Source organism: Rhodoferax ferrireducens (assembly GCF_031458075.1).
Lineage (GTDB): Bacteria > Pseudomonadota > Gammaproteobacteria > Burkholderiales > Burkholderiaceae_C > Rhodoferax_B > Rhodoferax_B ferrireducens_A.
In genome coordinates this window covers 1,778,318-1,794,885 of sequence record NZ_JAVDXT010000001.1, presented here as the reverse complement: position 1 = coordinate 1,794,885, position 16,568 = coordinate 1,778,318, and the positions used below count along the sequence as shown (strand labels likewise).

The 16,568-nt window shown below is 63.6% G+C and carries 9 protein-coding genes; 2 read left to right on the top strand and 7 right to left on the bottom strand.

All coding sequences use genetic code 11. The annotated features are described in order from the left end of the window. Positions 1-24: 24 nt before the first annotated feature. The 3 genes from J2X19_RS08290 to J2X19_RS08280 form a co-directional block, all read right to left on the bottom strand. On the bottom strand, positions 25-1,659 hold the full coding sequence (locus J2X19_RS08290) for a 2-isopropylmalate synthase (protein ID WP_310372328.1): 1,635 nt from the start codon (positions 1,657-1,659) through the stop codon (positions 25-27). Between the two features lie 169 nt (positions 1,660-1,828). Then, positions 1,829-2,644 carry a CDP-diacylglycerol--serine O-phosphatidyltransferase gene (pssA, locus tag J2X19_RS08285; RefSeq protein ID WP_310372326.1) on the bottom strand — a complete coding sequence of 272 codons (816 nt, stop codon included), beginning with the start codon at positions 2,642-2,644 and terminating at the stop codon, positions 1,829-1,831. Between the two features lie 193 nt (positions 2,645-2,837). Beyond that, complete coding sequence (locus J2X19_RS08280; protein ID WP_116607977.1) at positions 2,838-4,532, bottom strand: methyl-accepting chemotaxis protein; 1,695 nt, start codon at positions 4,530-4,532, stop codon at positions 2,838-2,840. 564 nt (positions 4,533-5,096) lie between these two features. On the opposite strand from J2X19_RS08280, the gene J2X19_RS08275 reads away from it, so the two are divergent. Further along, the gene (locus tag J2X19_RS08275) at positions 5,097-7,292 is read left to right on the top strand and encodes a TonB-dependent receptor (RefSeq protein WP_310372323.1); all 2,196 of its coding nucleotides are present in this window, start codon (positions 5,097-5,099) and stop codon (positions 7,290-7,292) included. 80 nt (positions 7,293-7,372) lie between these two features. Here J2X19_RS08275 and J2X19_RS08270 read toward each other — a convergent pair whose 3' ends face one another. The 3 genes from J2X19_RS08270 to J2X19_RS08260 form a co-directional block, all read right to left on the bottom strand. Further along, positions 7,373-11,320, bottom strand: coding sequence for a PAS domain-containing hybrid sensor histidine kinase/response regulator (locus J2X19_RS08270; protein WP_310372321.1), 3,948 nt, complete (start codon positions 11,318-11,320; stop codon positions 7,373-7,375). A gap of 85 nt (positions 11,321-11,405) precedes the next feature. After that, entirely contained in the window at positions 11,406-12,446 is a 1,041-nt protein-coding gene (locus J2X19_RS08265; protein WP_310372318.1) for a diguanylate cyclase domain-containing protein, read from the bottom strand. Then, positions 12,443-14,374 carry an ATP-binding response regulator gene (locus J2X19_RS08260; protein WP_310372316.1) on the bottom strand — a complete coding sequence of 644 codons (1,932 nt, stop codon included), beginning with the start codon at positions 14,372-14,374 and terminating at the stop codon, positions 12,443-12,445. The genes J2X19_RS08265 and J2X19_RS08260 overlap by 4 nt, the downstream gene beginning before the upstream one ends. A 346-nt stretch (positions 14,375-14,720) precedes the next feature. Here J2X19_RS08260 and J2X19_RS08255 point away from each other — a divergent pair, with 346 nt between their 5' ends. After that, positions 14,721-15,164: a hypothetical protein gene (locus J2X19_RS08255; RefSeq protein WP_116607982.1), complete on the top strand. Its 444-nt coding sequence runs from the start codon at positions 14,721-14,723 to the stop codon at positions 15,162-15,164. A 10-nt stretch (positions 15,165-15,174) separates the two neighbouring features. Here J2X19_RS08255 and J2X19_RS08250 read toward each other — a convergent pair whose 3' ends face one another. Then, entirely contained in the window at positions 15,175-16,410 is a 1,236-nt protein-coding gene (locus tag J2X19_RS08250) for a cystathionine gamma-synthase family protein (protein ID WP_310372313.1), read from the bottom strand. Between the last annotated feature and the right edge of the window lie 158 nt (positions 16,411-16,568).

The window sequence follows — 16,568 nt, the reverse complement described above, 5'->3', positions numbered from 1 at the left end:
GGAGAGCTCCTGTGGGTTCTAGTTTTAGACGGATGCCGGTTCTTCGGCAAGCCCTGTATTTTCGCGCTTAATCGCATGGCTTTGGGCGCGCTGCAAGCCCGAGAGAATCGCCTTCAGCGAAGCCGACACGATATTCGCGTCCATGCCCACGCCAAACACGGTGTGCTGCTCGTCAATCCGCAGCTCCAGATAGGCCACGGCCTGGGCATTCGCGCCCGCGCCCAAGGCGTGCTCGTGGTAGTCGAGTACCCGCACCTGGGTGGCGCCGGTGGCATTCAGGTGGTTCACGAAGGCATCGATCGGCCCCACGCCCTGCCCCGCTACGGGGATGGCGGGTGTGGCGATGCTGGCCGTGCCGTATTCGCGCTGGAACAGCTCCCACAAATCCTGTGCGGTGAGTTCCTTGTTGGCGCCGTCCATCACGGCCTGCACGATCTGGCTGAACTCGATCTGCAAGCGGCGCGGCAACTCCAGGCCGTACTCGGTTTCCAGCAAGTACGCCATGCCGCCCTTGCCCGACTGGCTGTTGACGCGAATCACCGCCTCGTAGCTGCGGCCCAGGTCTTTTGGGTCAATCGGCAAGTAGGGAATCGCCCAGACCGCATCTTCGGTGTGCAGCGCAAAAGCCTTCTTGATCGCATCCTGGTGGGTGCCGGAAAAGGATGTGTAGACCAGCTCGCCCACATAGGGGTGGCGCGGATGCACCGGCAGCTGGTTGCAGTGCTCGACCATGCGGCGGATCTCGTCGATCTGCGAGAAGTCCAACTGGGGCGACACCCCCTGGGTGTAGAGGTTCAGCGCGATGTTCACGATGTCGACATTGCCGGTGCGCTCGCCATTGCCGAACAAGCAGCCTTCGACACGCTGGGCACCGGCCATCATGGCCAGTTCGGCCGCCGCCACGCCGGTGCCGCGGTCGTTGTGCGGGTGCACCGACAAGACGATGCTGTCGCGCCGCGCCAGATGGCGGTCCATCCACTCGATCATGTCGGCAAACACATTGGGCGTGGAATGCTCCACCGTGGTGGGCAAGTTGATGATGCAGGGCTGGGCCGGCGTCGGCTGCCAGACTGCGGTGACGGCGTCGATCACGCGCTTGGAAAAGGCCAACTCGGTGCCCGAGAAATGCTCGGGCGAATACTGGAAGGTCCATTGCGTGGCCGGCTGCTGGCGGGCCAAGTCCTGGATCTGGCGGGCGTGGCTGGTGGCCAATTCGACGATCTGGTCTTCGTCCATGCCCAGCACCACGCGGCGCATCAAGGGCGAGGTCGCGTTGTACATGTGGACGATGGCGCGCTTGGCGCCGACCAGGGCTTCCATGGTGCGGCGGATCAAGGGTTCCTTGGCGGGAGTCATGACCTGGATGGTCACATCGTCAGGCACCATGTTGTCGTCGATCAGGCGGCGCACAAAGTCGAATTCGATCTGCGACGCGGCCGGAAAGCCGACCTCGATTTCCTTGAAACCAATCTGCAGCAAATGCCCAAACATGCGCAGCTTACGCGCCATGTCCATCGGCTCGATCAGCGCCTGGTTGCCGTCGCGCAGATCGGTGCTGAGCCAGACCGGGGCCTGGGTCAGCTGGGCGTTGGGCCAGGCGCGGTCGCGCAAAGCGATGGGTGGGAAGGCTGGGTATTTGCTGGCAGGTTGCTTCAACATGGTGACTTCTCTCAAGTTTCTAAAACCAGCAACCCAATGAAAAACGGCCCGTTGCTGGTGCATACGGGCCGTTGTGACTGGAATTGCGCGTGCGCTACCGTCTCCGCCCGGAGGGGATCAGTAGTAGGGCTAGCGAAATCTTGTTCATAGCGGTGGATTCTAGCGCGTTTTATTTGTGCAGGCCGCGTTCGTCGGGTTCGTCCTTGGAGGTGCTGATGACACTGGTCTGCACGCCCTTGAACTTGCGCCAGGCGTACACGCCGTAGCCGCTGAAGCCGTAGATCACAAACGCGCCGAACAGCACGATGGGCGGATGGATGTTGATGATGGCAATGCCCAGGGCGATCAACACGATAACCGCAAACGGCACACTCTTCTTCATCTGCACATCCTTGAAGCTGTAGAACGGCGCATTGGTCACCATGCTCAGGCCCGAGTACAGCGCCAGCGCGAACATCAGCCAGGCCACGTGCGCACCCGCGATCTCCTGGTCGTTCATCAGCCAGATGAAGCCAGCCATCAAGGCAGCGGCAGCCGGCGATGGCAAGCCCTGGAAATAGCGCTTGTCCACCACCCCGGTATTCACATTGAAACGGGCCAGCCGCAAAGCCGCGCAGGCGCAGTAAACAAAAGCTGCGATCCAGCCCCAGCGACCCAGGTCCTTCAGCGACCAGATGTAGGCGATCAAGGCCGGCGCCGCGCCGAACGACACCATGTCGGACAGCGAATCCATTTGCTCGCCAAACGCGCTCTGGGTATTGGTCATGCGGGCCACGCGGCCGTCCAGGCTGTCCAGCACCATGGCGCAGAACACGCCGACGGCAGCCTGGTCGAAGCGGCCGTTCACCGCCATCACGATGGCATAGAAGCCGCCAAACAAGGCCGCCAGCGTGAACAGATTCGGCAGGATGTAGATGCCCTTGCGGCGCTTGCGCACCAGGACTTCGGGGTTGGATATGAGGCTGGAGTCTTTGCCGTTATGCATGGCGGGTCGCCTGTCAAAAAAGAAAGCACGCGGCACGGTTTGCTGCACCGTGCGCGTTAAAAAAGAAGAGGCTTTGTGGGCCGGTGCATCCGTGCTTCACACGTGCAGGATTGCAAAAAATGCATCGCATCCGGTCGAGTGTAAGCCAGTACACCGGCCTTGTCGGCACTGGCGCCGATGTGCTGCGGTGTACTCAGCGGCGGGGCAAGGCCGGCACGGAGGCCCGGGCCAAAGCTGCAGCGGGCTTGGCTTGCACCGGTGGTGCGGCCACCGGCTGGGCATTTTCTTGCCAGGCGCGGCCATCGGTGGTTTCGCGGCTCAGGCGGAAGGCGTGCACCATCTGGGTCAGCTTGCCGGCCTGGTCCTGCAGGCTGTCGGCGGCGGCTGCGCCCTCTTCCACCAAGGCAGCATTTTGCTGGGTCACGTTTTCCAGCTGCTCCATCGAATGGCTGACCGAGCCGATGCGCTGGCTTTGCTCTTCGGTGGCCGAGGTGATCTCGGCCATGATGTCCGACACCCGCTTGACCGACTGCACCAGCTCCTGGATGGTCTGGCCCGCATGGCTGGCCAGGTCGTTGCCCACCTGCACCCGCTCCACGCTGCTGCCGATCAAGGCCTTGATCTCACGGGCCGCGGTGGCCGCGCGCACCGCCAGGCTACGCACCTCGCTGGCCACCACGGCAAAGCCGCGGCCCTGCTCGCCGGCGCGGGCAGCTTCAACAGCGGCATTCAGCGCCAGGATATTGGTCTGGAAGGCGATGCCGTCGATCACGCTGATGATGTCGGCGATCTTCTTCGAGCTGGTGCTGATCTCGTCCATGGTCTTGACCACCTGCAGCACCACTTCGCCGCCGCGGGTGGCGACTTCGGATGCGCTGGCCGCCAGCTGATTCGCCTGGCGGGCCGAGCCCGCGCTGTGGCTGACCGTGCCGGTCAGGTCTGACAAAGCCGTAGCCGCGCCCTGCAGATTGCTGGCCGCTTGCTCGGTGCGCTGGCTCAGGTCCAGATTGCCCGAGGCCACCTCGGCACTGGCGACCTGGATCGATTCCGCGGTCTGGCCGATGTCGCCGACCATGGCGCGCAGCCGGTCCTGCATGGCGGCAATGGCTTCCAGCAGGCGGCCGGTTTCGTCATGGATGCGCACCTCGACCTGCGAGGTCAGGTCACCGCGGGCAATCCGCTCGGCCACCACCACGGCGCGGCCAATCGGCTGGGTGATGCTGCCGGTGATGCGCCAGGCGATCAGGCCGCCCAGGGCCAGCGACAGCAAGACCAGCAGGCCGCCGGTCAGCCGGGCACGGCTCTGGGTTTGCTCGGCCGAGACCGTGGTGTCGTTGTTCAAGCTGTTCTGCAGCTCGATCAGCTCGGCCAGCTTGGCGCGCCAGATGGTTTCGCTGGGGTCGACCCGGCTCATCAGGCCGGTGGTGGCGGCCACGCTGTCGCCGTCTACCGAGGCCTTGATGGCTTCCATCAGATCAGGCCGGGTCTTGCGGCCGATATCGGCAATGTCTTTCAGCAGCTTTTGCTCGGCGGGCGTGGTGTCTGCCGCCTTGAACAGCTCGGTCAGCGCGGCTTCGCGCTTGTCGTACTGCTCCAGGGTCTGCTGGACCTGCTTGACCAGCTCGGCCGAATGCTTGGTGTCGATCTCGGTCAGCATGGCGGCCGAGCGGCTCTGGATGCCCAGGGTGCTGACGCTTTCCAGCATGCTGTTGACCAGCCGTGTCTTGGTGGCGTTGGTGCCGGTGATCTGGCGCATTTGCCCGTTCACCATGCCGGCAGAGATCTGGCCGACGGCGGCCACGGCAATCACCAGTACCAGCATGCAGCCGAAACCCAGTCCAAGGCGGCTGGAGATGGACAAAGACTTGAGTCGAGAAGGAGAAGGCATGTGTTTTGTCCGGTAGAGGCAGTAAGAGCTAAGAGATCAAATAAGCGTAGTTTGTAGCAAAACGTAAGCAATAAGGGTGCCGCGTGCAAGCCGGCGAATGTAACCACAAAGCCCCGGGCCGGCCAATGCCGATACAAGCCTCTGGCATGCAAGACGGGCATCGGCCCATGCGCCGCCGGGTGGCTTGCCTGCAGCCGTTGTAGAACTACGGCCGCTGACCCCAGGTCAGCCACCATAGCGCGGATGGCTGTTGTTTTTTGGTGGCGTGCGGGGTAAAGCATGGGTACAAACCCTCCGTCAAATGCGAATAACTCGTATTACGAAGCTAAACTGCCTGCTCTTGCAAGCCAATGCCCTGCCGGGCGTGCAGCCAGCCAACCTCTTTGCCCCGCCGCCTCCACGCGCCGCCGGGCCGTTGCTGGGTTTGCCTATCGGCCTCCCCCTGTCTCGGCGACTGCGGTGCGGGGCACATCCACACCAAATTGGCCTCTGGCGCTTATTCCATATGCGCGAGCAGCTACTTTATCCATAGCAAACGCCGAACTTTAATTGCAAGGAAACACCATGGCACAAAGCCGCAACTTCCAACCCGCGCCGGTCGCATCCGCGGTGCTGCTCACCCTGGCCAGCATCGCTGCCCACGGCCAATCCAGCAACGACAGCGCGGGCACCCTGGCCGCCGTACAGGTCAGCGCCAGCGCCGACGCTTCGGCCGAAGGCCTGAGCAAGCCCTACGCCGGCGGCCAGGTGGCGCGTGGCGGCCGGGCCGGCATCCTGGGCACCAAGGACAATATGGATACGCCGTTTTCCATCACCAGCTACACCAACGCGTTGATCCAGGACCGCCAGGCCCAAAGCGTGGGCGAGGTGCTGCAGAACGACCCGACGGTGCGCATGGCACGGGGTTTCGGCAACTTCCAGGAGTCCTATTTCATCCGCGGCTTTTTGCTGAGCTCGGACGACGTGGCCTACAACGGCATGTACAGCCTGCTGCCGCGCCAGTACATCGCCACCGAGCTGTTCGAGCGCGTCGAAGTGCTGCGCGGCGCATCGACCTTCCTGAACGGCGCGAATCCGGGCGGCGGCGGCATTGGGGGCTCGATCAACCTGGTGCCCAAGCGCGCGCCCAACGAAGACCTGAACCGCATCACCGTGGGCACGGGCAGCGGCGGCGCCAACACAGTGTCGGCCGACATCGCGCACCGCTTCGGCCCGGACAATGCCACCGGCATCCGTGTCAACGCCGCCACCCGCAGCGGCGGCACTGCCGTCGACAAGGAGGACAGCAAGCTCGGCCTGCTGTCCGCCGCAGTGGACTGGCGCAGCCGCGATGTGCGCCTGTCGGGCGACATCGGCTGGCAGGAAAACAAGCTCAAAGAAACCCGCACCAACGTCGACATCAGCGCCCTGACCAGCGTGCCAGCAGCGCCCGACAACGCCACCAACTGGGCCCAGCCCGGCGCGTACTCCAACGAGCGCGACCTGTTCGGCACGCTGCGCGGCGAATTCGACATCAACGACCACCTGACCGCCTGGGCCGCCCTGGGCGCGCGCCGCAGCAGCGAGGCCAATTCCCTGGCCAACCTGGTGCTGAGCGACGCCAGCACCGGCGCCGGCAGCACCTACCGCTTCGACAACACCCGCAAAGACAGCGTGCTGACTTCAGAGGCCGGCCTGCGTGGCAAGTTCCAGACCGGCTCCGTCGGCCATGAATGGGTGGTCTCGGCCGCCAGCTTCCGGCTGGAGAAGAAGAACGCCTACGCCATGGACTTCGGCAACCAACAAAGCACCAACCTGTACAACCCGGTGGCGACCCCGCTGCCGGCCATCAGCGCGTCCGCCTTCACCGGCAACACCCTGGCCTCGCCGGCGCTGACCGGGCGCACCGGCATGACCAGCCTGGCGCTGGGCGACACCTTGTCGCTGCTTGGCGGCAGCACCCTGCTGACCCTGGGCGCCCGGCACCAGACGCTGGACATCGACAACTACGACTACGGCACCGGCGCACTGTCGAGCAACTACAACAAGAGCCGCCTCAGCCCCATGGCCGGCGTGGTCTACAAGCTCAACAAACAGTACTCGCTCTACGCCAACTATGTGGAAGGCCTGACCCAGGGCAGCACCGCGCCCAGCACCGCCGTGAACAAGGGCGACACCTTGTCGCCCTATGTTTCCAAGCAAAAGGAAGTCGGCCTGAAGTGGGATTCGGGCCGCTTTGGCGGCACCCTGGCCCTGTTCGACACGACACGGCCGCGCGACTTTCTCAACACCAGCACCAATGTCTTCAGCGCCAGCGGAAAAGACCGCCACCAAGGCGTGGAGTTGACCCTGCAAGGCGTAGCCACCCGCGGCCTGCGCCTGCTGGGCGGCCTGACCCTGCTCAGCGCCGAACAAAAGTCCACCGGCTCGGCCAGCACCGACGGCAAACAGGTCATCGGTGTGCCCAAGCGCCAGGCTAACCTGGGTGCCGAGTGGGATGTGCCTGGCGTGCCCGGCCTGGCACTCGATGGCCGCGTGGTCTACACCGGCGCCAGCTACGCCGACGCGGTCAACACGCTGAAGGTCTCGGGCTGGACCCGCCTGGACGCCGGCGCCCGCTACCTGACCGAGGTGCAAGGCAAGCTCGTCACCCTGCGCCTGCGGGTCGACAACCTGGCCAACAAGAGCTACTGGGCGTCGGTCGGCGGCTACTCGGGCTACGGCTACCTGGTGGCCGGCGCACCGCGCAGCGTCAATCTGAGTGCCAGCTTCGACTTCTAAGTAAAAATGGCTGCCAGCACTGGTAGATATTGCGCTAGCAGCTATCTTTTTTGAACTAAAGGCATGCAGGCCGATGAAACCTAACGCTGGCTCGTCTCCAGCACCTTGGCCGCATCGCTGAACTGCAGGTTGTCGATATGGTCGCTCAGCAGTTCATACGACTCCTTGCTCAGGAATTGCCGAAGCTGCGGCGACAGCACCTGGAACCGGCCCATCGCCGACAAGCTCTGCTGCTGCAGCAGCGCCACCAGATCGACCACGGACTGCGCTTCCAGCGCAGCGTCGCCCGGCAATGCGAGCGCTTCGCTGCGCTGCTGGACGGCCATCAGCGCAGGTTCGGCACAGGTACGCAGGTTCCGCAACAGAACGCCAATGCTTTGTGCCAGCTGCGCGGCCCGCGCGCCCTCGCCGGCAACGCAGGCGGCCTCGGCCTCGCCCGCAAGCCTATGGATCTCCTGGGCGCCCAGCATGCCAGCGGCACCCCGGAGCTTGTGCATGCGGCCAGCATGCAGCGCCAGCCCTCCCGGCGCCAGCGCTTCCACCGCCTCCGCGGGAATCGCCACGTCGACAAACTCGCGCAGCAGGCGTTTCAGCATGGACCGGAACAGGTCGAAATCGCCGCTCAGGCGCTCTCGCGCATCGCTGGCGTTGATTCCCTCGATCTCCATCCAGGAGGGCACGGCCGGCGACGGCATTTCACGGGCCATCTCGGTCTGCCGCGGCAACGGGCCGCCCACGGGCTTCACATGGCGCAAGATGCTACCCACCAGGGCCTTCGCATCGAACGGCTTGGTGATGTAGTCATCCATTCCGGCTGCGGCCGCCCGCTGGCGCTCGCTGCTCAGCGCGCCAGCGGTCAAAGCGATGATGGGCAAGTCGGCCAGGCTGAGCTCCAGGCGGATGCGCCGCGTCGCATCGTGGCCGTCAAGCACCGGCATCTGCACATCCATCAGCACCACGTCGATGGCGAACGGCTTGGCCTCCAGCAGCTCAAAAGCCTCCTGCCCATTGCTCGCCAGCCGAACCTGCGCACCCTCCAGTTCGAGAATGCGCTTGGTCACATCCAGGTTGATGTCGCTGTCGTCGACCACCAGGATGCGTAAGCCCGACAAAGCGGGTTCGCCAGGCACGACCGGAGAGGCCTCCAGGCGCACCAGCGCTTCCCTGGAGAGCAACGCAAAGTCCAGCGAGACCCTGAACTCGCTGCCGACACCCGGTGTGCTGTCCAGCGCCACCTCACCGCCCATCAGCTTGACCAGGCGCTTGACGATGGACAAGCCCAGCCCGGTACCGCCAAAACGCCGGGTGATGGAGGCATCGGCCTGGGCAAACGGTGCGAACAGCCGCTCCCGCACATCGGGCGCAATGCCGATACCGGTGTCCTGCACCGAGAAGCCCAGCGTCACGCGCTGCGGCGTGGCCGCGAGCTGGTATACATGCAGCGTGACGCCACCGTGGGCTGTGAACTTGATCGCATTCGACAGCAGGTTGGTCAGGATCTGGTTGAGGCGCGTGGCGTCGCCCTCCAGCGCCCCGGGCAAGTCGTCTGGCGCATCGATCCTGAAAGTAATGCCCTTGGCATCGGCTTGCACCGCCATCACGTCGCGCAGTTCCTGCAGCAGGCTGCCCAGGCTGAAGGCGGTGTTTTCCACAATCAGCTCACCCGCTTCAATTTTGGACAGATCGAGTACGTTGTTGAGCACCAGCAGCAGCGACTTGCTGGCCAGTTTGACCTTGGCGACGAAGGCCACCTGCTCAGCATCCAGCACCGTCTGCCCCAACAGGTAGGCCAGGCCGATCACCGCGTTCATCGGTGTCCGGATCTCGTGGCTCATATTGGCGAGGAATTCGCTTTTTGCGCGGTTCGCCTGCTCGGCCTTGTGCGTGGCTTCGCGCAGCGATTCCTCGTACTGCTTGCGCTCGGTGATGTCGCGCGCGGCGGCGAACACGCCTTGCAGACTGCGGTCGCGGTCGTGGAAAGTGCTGGCGTTGTAAGACACCACGGTCAGCTTGCCGTCCCTGGCGCGGGCCGTGAGTTCGTAATTGGTGAGCTTGCCTTCGTTGAGCACGCGCTTGATGCCAGCCTCGGCCAGGTACGGGTCGGTGAAGTAGTTCTTGAACGGCGCGCCGATCAGCTCATCGCGCGTGCAGCCGGTCAGCGCCTCGGTCTGCTTGTTGACATCGGTGATGATGCCGCGCGGATCGGTGGCCATCAGGGCGTCGATGTTGGATTCGATCAGCGAGCGCGTGTAGAAATGCTGGTCGCGCAGCCGCTGGTCCAGCTTCTGCCGCTCTTCTTCGACCTGCTGGCGCGCGGTGTTGTCGGTACCGATCAGCAGGTAGCCGATGATGGCGTCCTGCGCATCGCGCAGCGCGGTCACCGACACCACCGCCCCGAAGCGGCTGCCGTCCTTGCGGATGTAGGTCAGTTCGTAGATGTCCTCGATGCCGCGCGAGGCCTTGAACACCAGCGCTTCGAAGCCCGGTGCGATGGTGGTCTCCAGCTCCACGCTCAGCTCCCGCGCACGTGCAATCACTTCCTGCGGATCGGAAATATCGGCCGGCGTGATCTTGTTCACCACGTCAGCCGCCGCGTAGCCCAGCATGCGTTCGGCACCCACGTTGAAAATCTGGATCACACCGTTCGCATCGGTGGCGATGCTGGAGAAATTGGCGCTATTGAAGATGGCGCTCTGCAGGGCCCCGGCCTTGAGCAAGGCCTCCTCTGCCTGCTGGCGCGCGGTGTTGTCGGTGCCGATCAGCAGGTAGCCGATGATGGCGTTCTGCGCATCGCGCAGCGCCGTGACCGACACCACGGCCGGGAAACGGCTGCCGTCCTTGCGGATATAGGTCAGCTCGTAAATATCCTCGATGCCGCGCGAAGCCTTGAACACCAGGGCTTCGAAACCCGGTGTGATCGGAGTTTCAAGCTCGACGCTCAGCGCCTTGGCGCGCACGATCAACTCCTGCGGATCGGAAATGTCGGCCGGCGTGATCTTGTTCGTCACGTCGGTAGCCGCGTAGCCGAGCATGCGTTCAGCACCTACATTGAAAATCTGGATCACGCCATTCGCATCGGTGGCGATGCTGGAGAAGTTGGCGCTGTTGAAGATGGCGCTCTGCAAAGCCCCCGCCTTGAGCAATGACTCCTCGGCCTGCTTGCGCGCCGTGATGTCGGTGCGGACCGAGATATACCTTTTCGTGTGCCCATCCTCGCCCATGAAAGGCGCAATGATGCTGTCCACCCAGTACAGCGCACCCTCCTTGGTGCGGTTGCATATCTCGCCGCGCCAGGGTTGACCGGAGGCGATACTGCCCCACATCTCGGTCCAGAACGCAGGGGTCTGCACGCCGGAGTTGACGACGTGGTGGGTCTGGCCCAGCAATTCGTCCCGGTTGTAGCCGGATATCTTGCAAAAGCCGTCGTTGGCGTCGACGATGCGGCCCGCCCGGTCGGTCACCGACACGATGGAGTGCAAATGGAGTGTGCGCAGCAGAGCATAGTTCTCGCGCAAGGCCTCTTCTGCCTGCCAGCGCGCGGTGTTATCGGTGCCGATCAGCAGATAGCCGATGATGGCGTCCTGCGCGTCGCGCAGCGCGGTCACCGACACCACGGCCGGGAAGCGGCTGCCGTCCTTGCGGATATAGGTCAGTTCGTAGATGTCTTCAATGCCGCGCGAGGCCTTGAACACCAGGGCCTCAAAGCCCGGCGCAATAGCGGTTCCGAGCTCGATGCTCAGCGCAGTGGCGCGGGCGATAACTTCCTGCGGATCAGAAATGTCGGCCGGCGTGATCTTGTTGACCACGTCGGCCGCCGCGTAGCCCAGCATGCGCTCGGCGCCGACATTGAAAATCTGGATCACGCCCTTGGCATCGGTGGCGATGCTGGAGAAGTTGGCACTGTTGAAGATCGCACTTTGCAAGGCTCCGGTCTTCAGCAAGGCTTCCTGGCGGCGTTCCTCGGTGACATGCTCCCTGGTGCTGGCATCGCGTTCCATAGGTACGGGGGGGCGGATTTTCTTCGGCATGGCCAACCTTTGTTAAACAACGCATCCAGCTGCTGCAAGCAACAGAAAAAGAAAAACAGAAGAACCGGACTGCCGCCCCACCCGCTTAGGTGTTCGTCCCATTCAGGCTGCTAGGGCGCGACTTGCGCGGTGGCGGTGCAATGCTGCGGGCTTGCAGTACCGAGTCCACGTCCGCAATATCCAGCAACTTGGCCTGGGCCCGGCCCGCATGCTTGGCGCAGTACAGGGCTTTGTCGGCGGCCTGCACCAGGTCCGCCGGTGAACTCTGTGCGCCCATGCCGTTCAAGAAGCGGGAGTCGCTCGAAGGCGGCTCCCAACACACGCTGTCAGCGTCGTAACAGGAAATGCCGATGCTCACGCTGACATGCCATGCCGTCGGCGATGCTTGGTGCGTGATGCCAAGCGCCTTGACTGCGTCCAGAATATCCTCGGCCACGTGCTCCGCGCCGCCACGCGGCGTCTGCGGCAGCAGAATGACAAACTCCTCGCCGCCATAACGCGCGACCAAATCTGCGGGGCGCGGACAGGCCGCTTGCAGGGCTTTGGCCACGGATCGCAGACAGGCATCGCCCGCCGGATGGCCATAGCGGTCGTTGAACAGCTTGAAGTGGTCGACATCGATCATCAACAAGGCCAGCGGGTCGCCAGAGCGCCGGGTGCGGCGCCACTCCAGCTTCAGCGATTCGTCAAAGCGCCGCCGGTTGGCAATGCCGGTCAGAACATCGATGGAGGCGACCTGGCGCAGCTCGTCGGCCAGGTGCTTGGCACGCAACTGGGTCTTGATGCGGGCCAGGACCAGTGGCGCGCTGACAGGCTTGGCGATAAAGTCCGCCGCGCCGAGCTCGAACCCCGAAACTTCGAACTCGGGTCCACTGTGGCTGGTGATGAAAATCACCGGCACGTCGGCGAGCAGAGGATCGGCCTTGAAGGCCTCGCACACCTCGAACCCGCTCATGCCGGGCATCTCCGCATCCAGCAGCAACAGATCGGGTACCAGCTCGCGCGCCAGCCGCAACGCATCTTCGCCGCTGGTAGCGAAACGCAAATTGCCCACGTCCGAGAGCATGCGCGCCAGCAGCTGGATCGTGGCAGGGTCGTCGTCCACCAGCAGGAGGTTGTCACTCATGCGCCGGCCGCCGCAGGGAGCGCGCCTGGCAGTGCGATGGTGAAGCAGCTGCCCTCCCCGGGTTGACTTTCGACACGCAGGCTGCCCTGCATCGCCTCCACCAGCTGGCGCGTAATCACCAGCCCCAGGCCGGCGCCCAGCGCCACGTCGTCTTCTCGTCCCAGGCGGTTGAACGGCTCGAACAGGTGTTGGCACTGCAAGGCATCCATACCCATGCCGTTGTCGCTGACAGCGATGACCAGCTGCTGCGCATCCGCCTTCAGCGTTATGCGGGCCCAGCCACCGGAATGGTTGTACTTGATGGCGTTGGTCAGCAGGTTCACCAGGCACTGGTGCAGCCGGCCGGTATCGGCACACACCCAGCTGGACGGCGGCACGGGCAGTAACGACAGCGCCACGCCCGCCTGCTCCGCCTGCGCCGAGACGGCTGCCAGGGCGTCGGCCGCACAGCGGGCCGCATCCACCGGCCGCAAATGGATCAGCAGCTTGCCGGCTTCGAAGCGGCCGATATCCATCACATCGCGCATCAGACCTTGCAACCGCCGGCCACAGGCGAGCACGTGCTCCAAGCGCTTGGCCTGGGCGGGCGCCAACGGGTATTCGGTGTCCGCACCGATGATGTGGGCGAAGCCCAGCAAGCCGTTCAACGGATTCCCCATTTCGTGGGCGATGTAGGACATCATCAAACTCTTGGTGCGGCTCGCCGTTTCTGCCTCGATGCGTGAGCGCGACTCCGCTTCAAGCCGCTCGCGGTCGCTGTTGTCGCGCAGCATCACGGTGGTCAGGCGGTTCGCTCCCTTGCCAACACTCGATACGGACAGCTCGACCGGCAAGCGGACTCCGTCGGCCCGCGCAATCGTGGTGCAGGTCGGCTCGCTGCGCCCCATGTCTTCCATCGGCAGCGCGTCGCCCAGCAAGGCCTGCACAGCCGAACCGATGACCTGCTCGTGCCCGACGCCGAACATGCGGCAAGCCGCAGCATTGATCAGCACCAGTTTGCCTGCGGCGTTGTAGGTCACGATGGCGTCCGATGCCGCACCGACGATGTCGGCAACACGCGCGTCCCCCACCTGCCGCCAGTGGTCGCGCACCGCCTGCAGCTCGGCGTCGGTGCGCTGCTTCAGGTCGAGCAGGTTGCGCACGCGGGCTTGCAGCACGGCCGGGGTATAGGGCTTGGCAATGAAGTCGGCCGCGCCGAGATCAAGGGCCCGCATCTCGTAGCGCAGATCGGAGAAACGGGTAACGAAGACGATAGGCACATGCTTGAAAGCCGCCTCCGACTTCAGGGACCGGCACACGTCAAATCCGTCGACTCCGGGCATATGCGCATCCAGCAGGATGAGGTCCGGCAGCAGCTGCCGGGCAAGCAGCAAGGCTTCTTCGCCGGTCTTGGCGAAATGGAGATTGCCCACCGCGGCAAGCGTATGGCGCAGGATGTGGATCGACGCAATATCGTCGTCGACGATCAAAAGCCGCGGCGTCTGCCCGCCCAGCGGCTGCAACGGTGTCTCCAAGAAGAGGGAGTCACGCTTCAAATCTTCAATAAGCCGCGCCGCCCGCAACTGGGCGCTCACGCGGGCCGTCAGCTGCGACGCGACCAGCGGCTTGGTGACAAAATCGGCTGCGCCCTTCTGCCAGGCTGCCACTCGCAAGGGTGTTGACTCGTCATGGCTGGTCACGAATATGACCGGGATGTGAGCCAGGGCCGGGTTGGCCTTCAGGTCTGCGCACACTTCAAATCCTGTCATGCTGGGCATGTCGACATCCAGCAGGATCAGGTCCGGCGGCGCCTCGGCTGCAAGCCGAAGGGCTATTTCGCCCGATGTGGCGAATCTTTGGTCCGGATATTGCGCCAGCATCCGGCTCATGACCTGGATCGCAGACGGGTCATCATCGACCAGGAGCAGTTGAATCTCACGCGGTGACATCGAGAATCCTTTCAGGATCGTGTTATCCGCAAACCCAGGATTCAACGGCGCGATTGTACGAACTTGGGCGCGCAGCGGTAGATTAATACCCGCCCTCCAATAAGGGGCTGCAGCTTCTACGCGATGGCGCTCACCAGGTGCAGCAAATTAAGCTGCACCAGCCCCAAAGAGCCAAAAAAACTGGCTTCAATGCATGCCTGTATTGCACGGATAGCTACTTTTTATATAGCAAATCATCTTTCACGCCAGCCACCGCGGCGATGGCGTCTGTCGGTGTTCCGCCGCTTCCCTAGGCCCGCCCAGCGGCGCATACTGTTGACCCCCTTAACCCCCTTAGGAGCAGCGTATGAGCACCGTTCTCCAGACCACCACCCCCTCCCCCATGGATTCCTACGGAACCCTGATCTATGCCATCGGCGTACTGCTGGAACGCGGCATAGGGCGGCTGGAAAAACGCGGCAAGACGAAGACCGAGCTACTGCTGGAGAACAGCCGCCAGGTGGTGTCGCGCCTGCAATCCGAGTCGGCCCGCACCGCCATCGCCAATGCGTTTGCCGAACTGGACCCGACCTCGGCGGATGCCTTGTGCGCGGAGCTGCACTATGTGACCTCAAACATCTCCACTGGCGAATACGATTCGCCCACCGAAGAGGAAGATGCCGACGCCGCATCGGACGCCAAAACCGGCAAGGACAGCCTGGAAAGCTTTCTGGGGCTGAAGATGCCCAAATGGCTGACGCAGCTGCTGAAGGTGCTCAACGAGCTGCTGTCCATCGTCTTCAAAGCCTGAGGGCTGGGCCTCAACTGGCCAGGGCCTGCGCAAAGTCCGCCAGCAGATCGGCGCTCTCTTCCAGGCCTACCGACAAACGGATCAGTCCGTCGGCAATGCCCATCTTGGCGCGCACCTCGGCGCCGGCTTCCCAGAAGATGGTCGGCGCCACCGGGATGATCAGCGTGCGGGTATCGGCCAGGCCGGTGGCCTTGACCGGGATCTGCAGACGGTTGATGAAGGCCAGGCAGGCATCGACATCGGCCAGCTCAAACGACAGCAGCCACGAGCCGGCGCTGAAGAATTGCTTGGCAAATGCATGCTGCGGGTGGGATTCGAGCATCGGGTAATGCACCTTCACCACCTTGGGATGCGCTTCCAAGAAGCGCGCCAGCTCCAATGCGGTGGCGCTGCTGTAGGCGACGCGCAAAGCGGCGGTCTCGGCCCCCACGGAGATGTTGTGCGCATGTTCGCTCATCAGCGAGGCGCCCATGTCGCGCAAGCCCTTCTTGCGGATCTGCTGCAGGCCCCACTGGCGCGCATCGCCCTTGCGGTAGGCTTCAAAGATGTTCGGGTAGCCATTCCAGTCGAACAGGCCAGTGTCGGTCACCGCGCCGCCCATCGCAGTGCCGTGGCCGCCGATGGTCTTGGTCAGCGAATTCACCACCAGGCTGGCGTCCACCGCTTTGGGCTTGAACAGCACCGGCGAGGTGATGGTGTTATCCACCACGTAGACCAGGCCCTGCGTCTTGCACAGCGCGCCAATGGCTGCCATGTCGGGGATCTGGGTGCCGGGGTTGGCAATGGTTTCCACAAACACCATGCGGGTGTTGGGCTGCACCGCCGCGGCCACGTTGGCCACGTCGGTGGCGTCCACCGTCGTCACCTCGATACCCAGGCCGCGCAGTGTGCCGAAGATGCTGTTGGTATTGCCAAACACGAACTGGCTGGCCACCAGGTGGTCGCCAGCGCGCAGCAGGGTCAAAAAGATGGCGGTGATCGCGCCCATGCCGGTGGCAAAGCAGATGCTGCCCAGGCCGTCTTCCATCTTCGTCACCTTGGTTTCCAGCGCCGCCGTGGTCGGCGTGCCCTGGCGCGCGTAGTTGAAGCCGCCTTTCAGCGTGCCCTGGAACACACCGATCAGGTCTTCGACCTTGTCGAAGCCGTATTGCACCGAAGTGTGTATGGGTTTGTGCACCGCGCCATGCTCGGTGCCAAAGGCCTTGTCGCCGTGCACGATGGTGGTGGTGAAGCCTTGCGTAGCCATGCTGAATTCCTCTGATTACTTTGGCCTCAATTAAAACATCTGGCGCTGCGGGTTTTGGCCGTTCCATCGTTTTAAACATATCCATTACGGTATGTATGCCATGCGCTAATCAATCAATCGGTTATCCCTCCGGTGATAGCATCATGGGTCTTTCCGCC

Bases quoted from the DNA above. Each gene is read 5' to 3' on its own strand.
- J2X19_RS08275 (WP_310372323.1), top strand. From the start codon at position 5,097: ATGGCACAAAGCCGCAACTTCCAACCCGCGCCGGTCGCATCCGCGGTG.
- J2X19_RS08290 (WP_310372328.1), bottom strand. From the start codon at position 1,659: ATGTTGAAGCAACCTGCCAGCAAATACCCAGCCTTCCCACCCATCGCT.
- pssA (WP_310372326.1), bottom strand. From the start codon at position 2,644: ATGCATAACGGCAAAGACTCCAGCCTCATATCCAACCCCGAAGTCCTG.
- J2X19_RS08250 (WP_310372313.1), bottom strand. From the start codon at position 16,410: ATGGCTACGCAAGGCTTCACCACCACCATCGTGCACGGCGACAAGGCC.
- J2X19_RS08265 (WP_310372318.1), bottom strand. From the start codon at position 12,446: ATGAGTGACAACCTCCTGCTGGTGGACGACGACCCTGCCACGATCCAG.
- J2X19_RS08255 (WP_116607982.1), top strand. From the start codon at position 14,721: ATGAGCACCGTTCTCCAGACCACCACCCCCTCCCCCATGGATTCCTAC.
- J2X19_RS08260 (WP_310372316.1), bottom strand. From the start codon at position 14,374: ATGTCACCGCGTGAGATTCAACTGCTCCTGGTCGATGATGACCCGTCT.
- J2X19_RS08280 (WP_116607977.1), bottom strand. From the start codon at position 4,532: ATGCCTTCTCCTTCTCGACTCAAGTCTTTGTCCATCTCCAGCCGCCTT.
- J2X19_RS08270 (WP_310372321.1), bottom strand. From the start codon at position 11,320: ATGCCGAAGAAAATCCGCCCCCCCGTACCTATGGAACGCGATGCCAGC.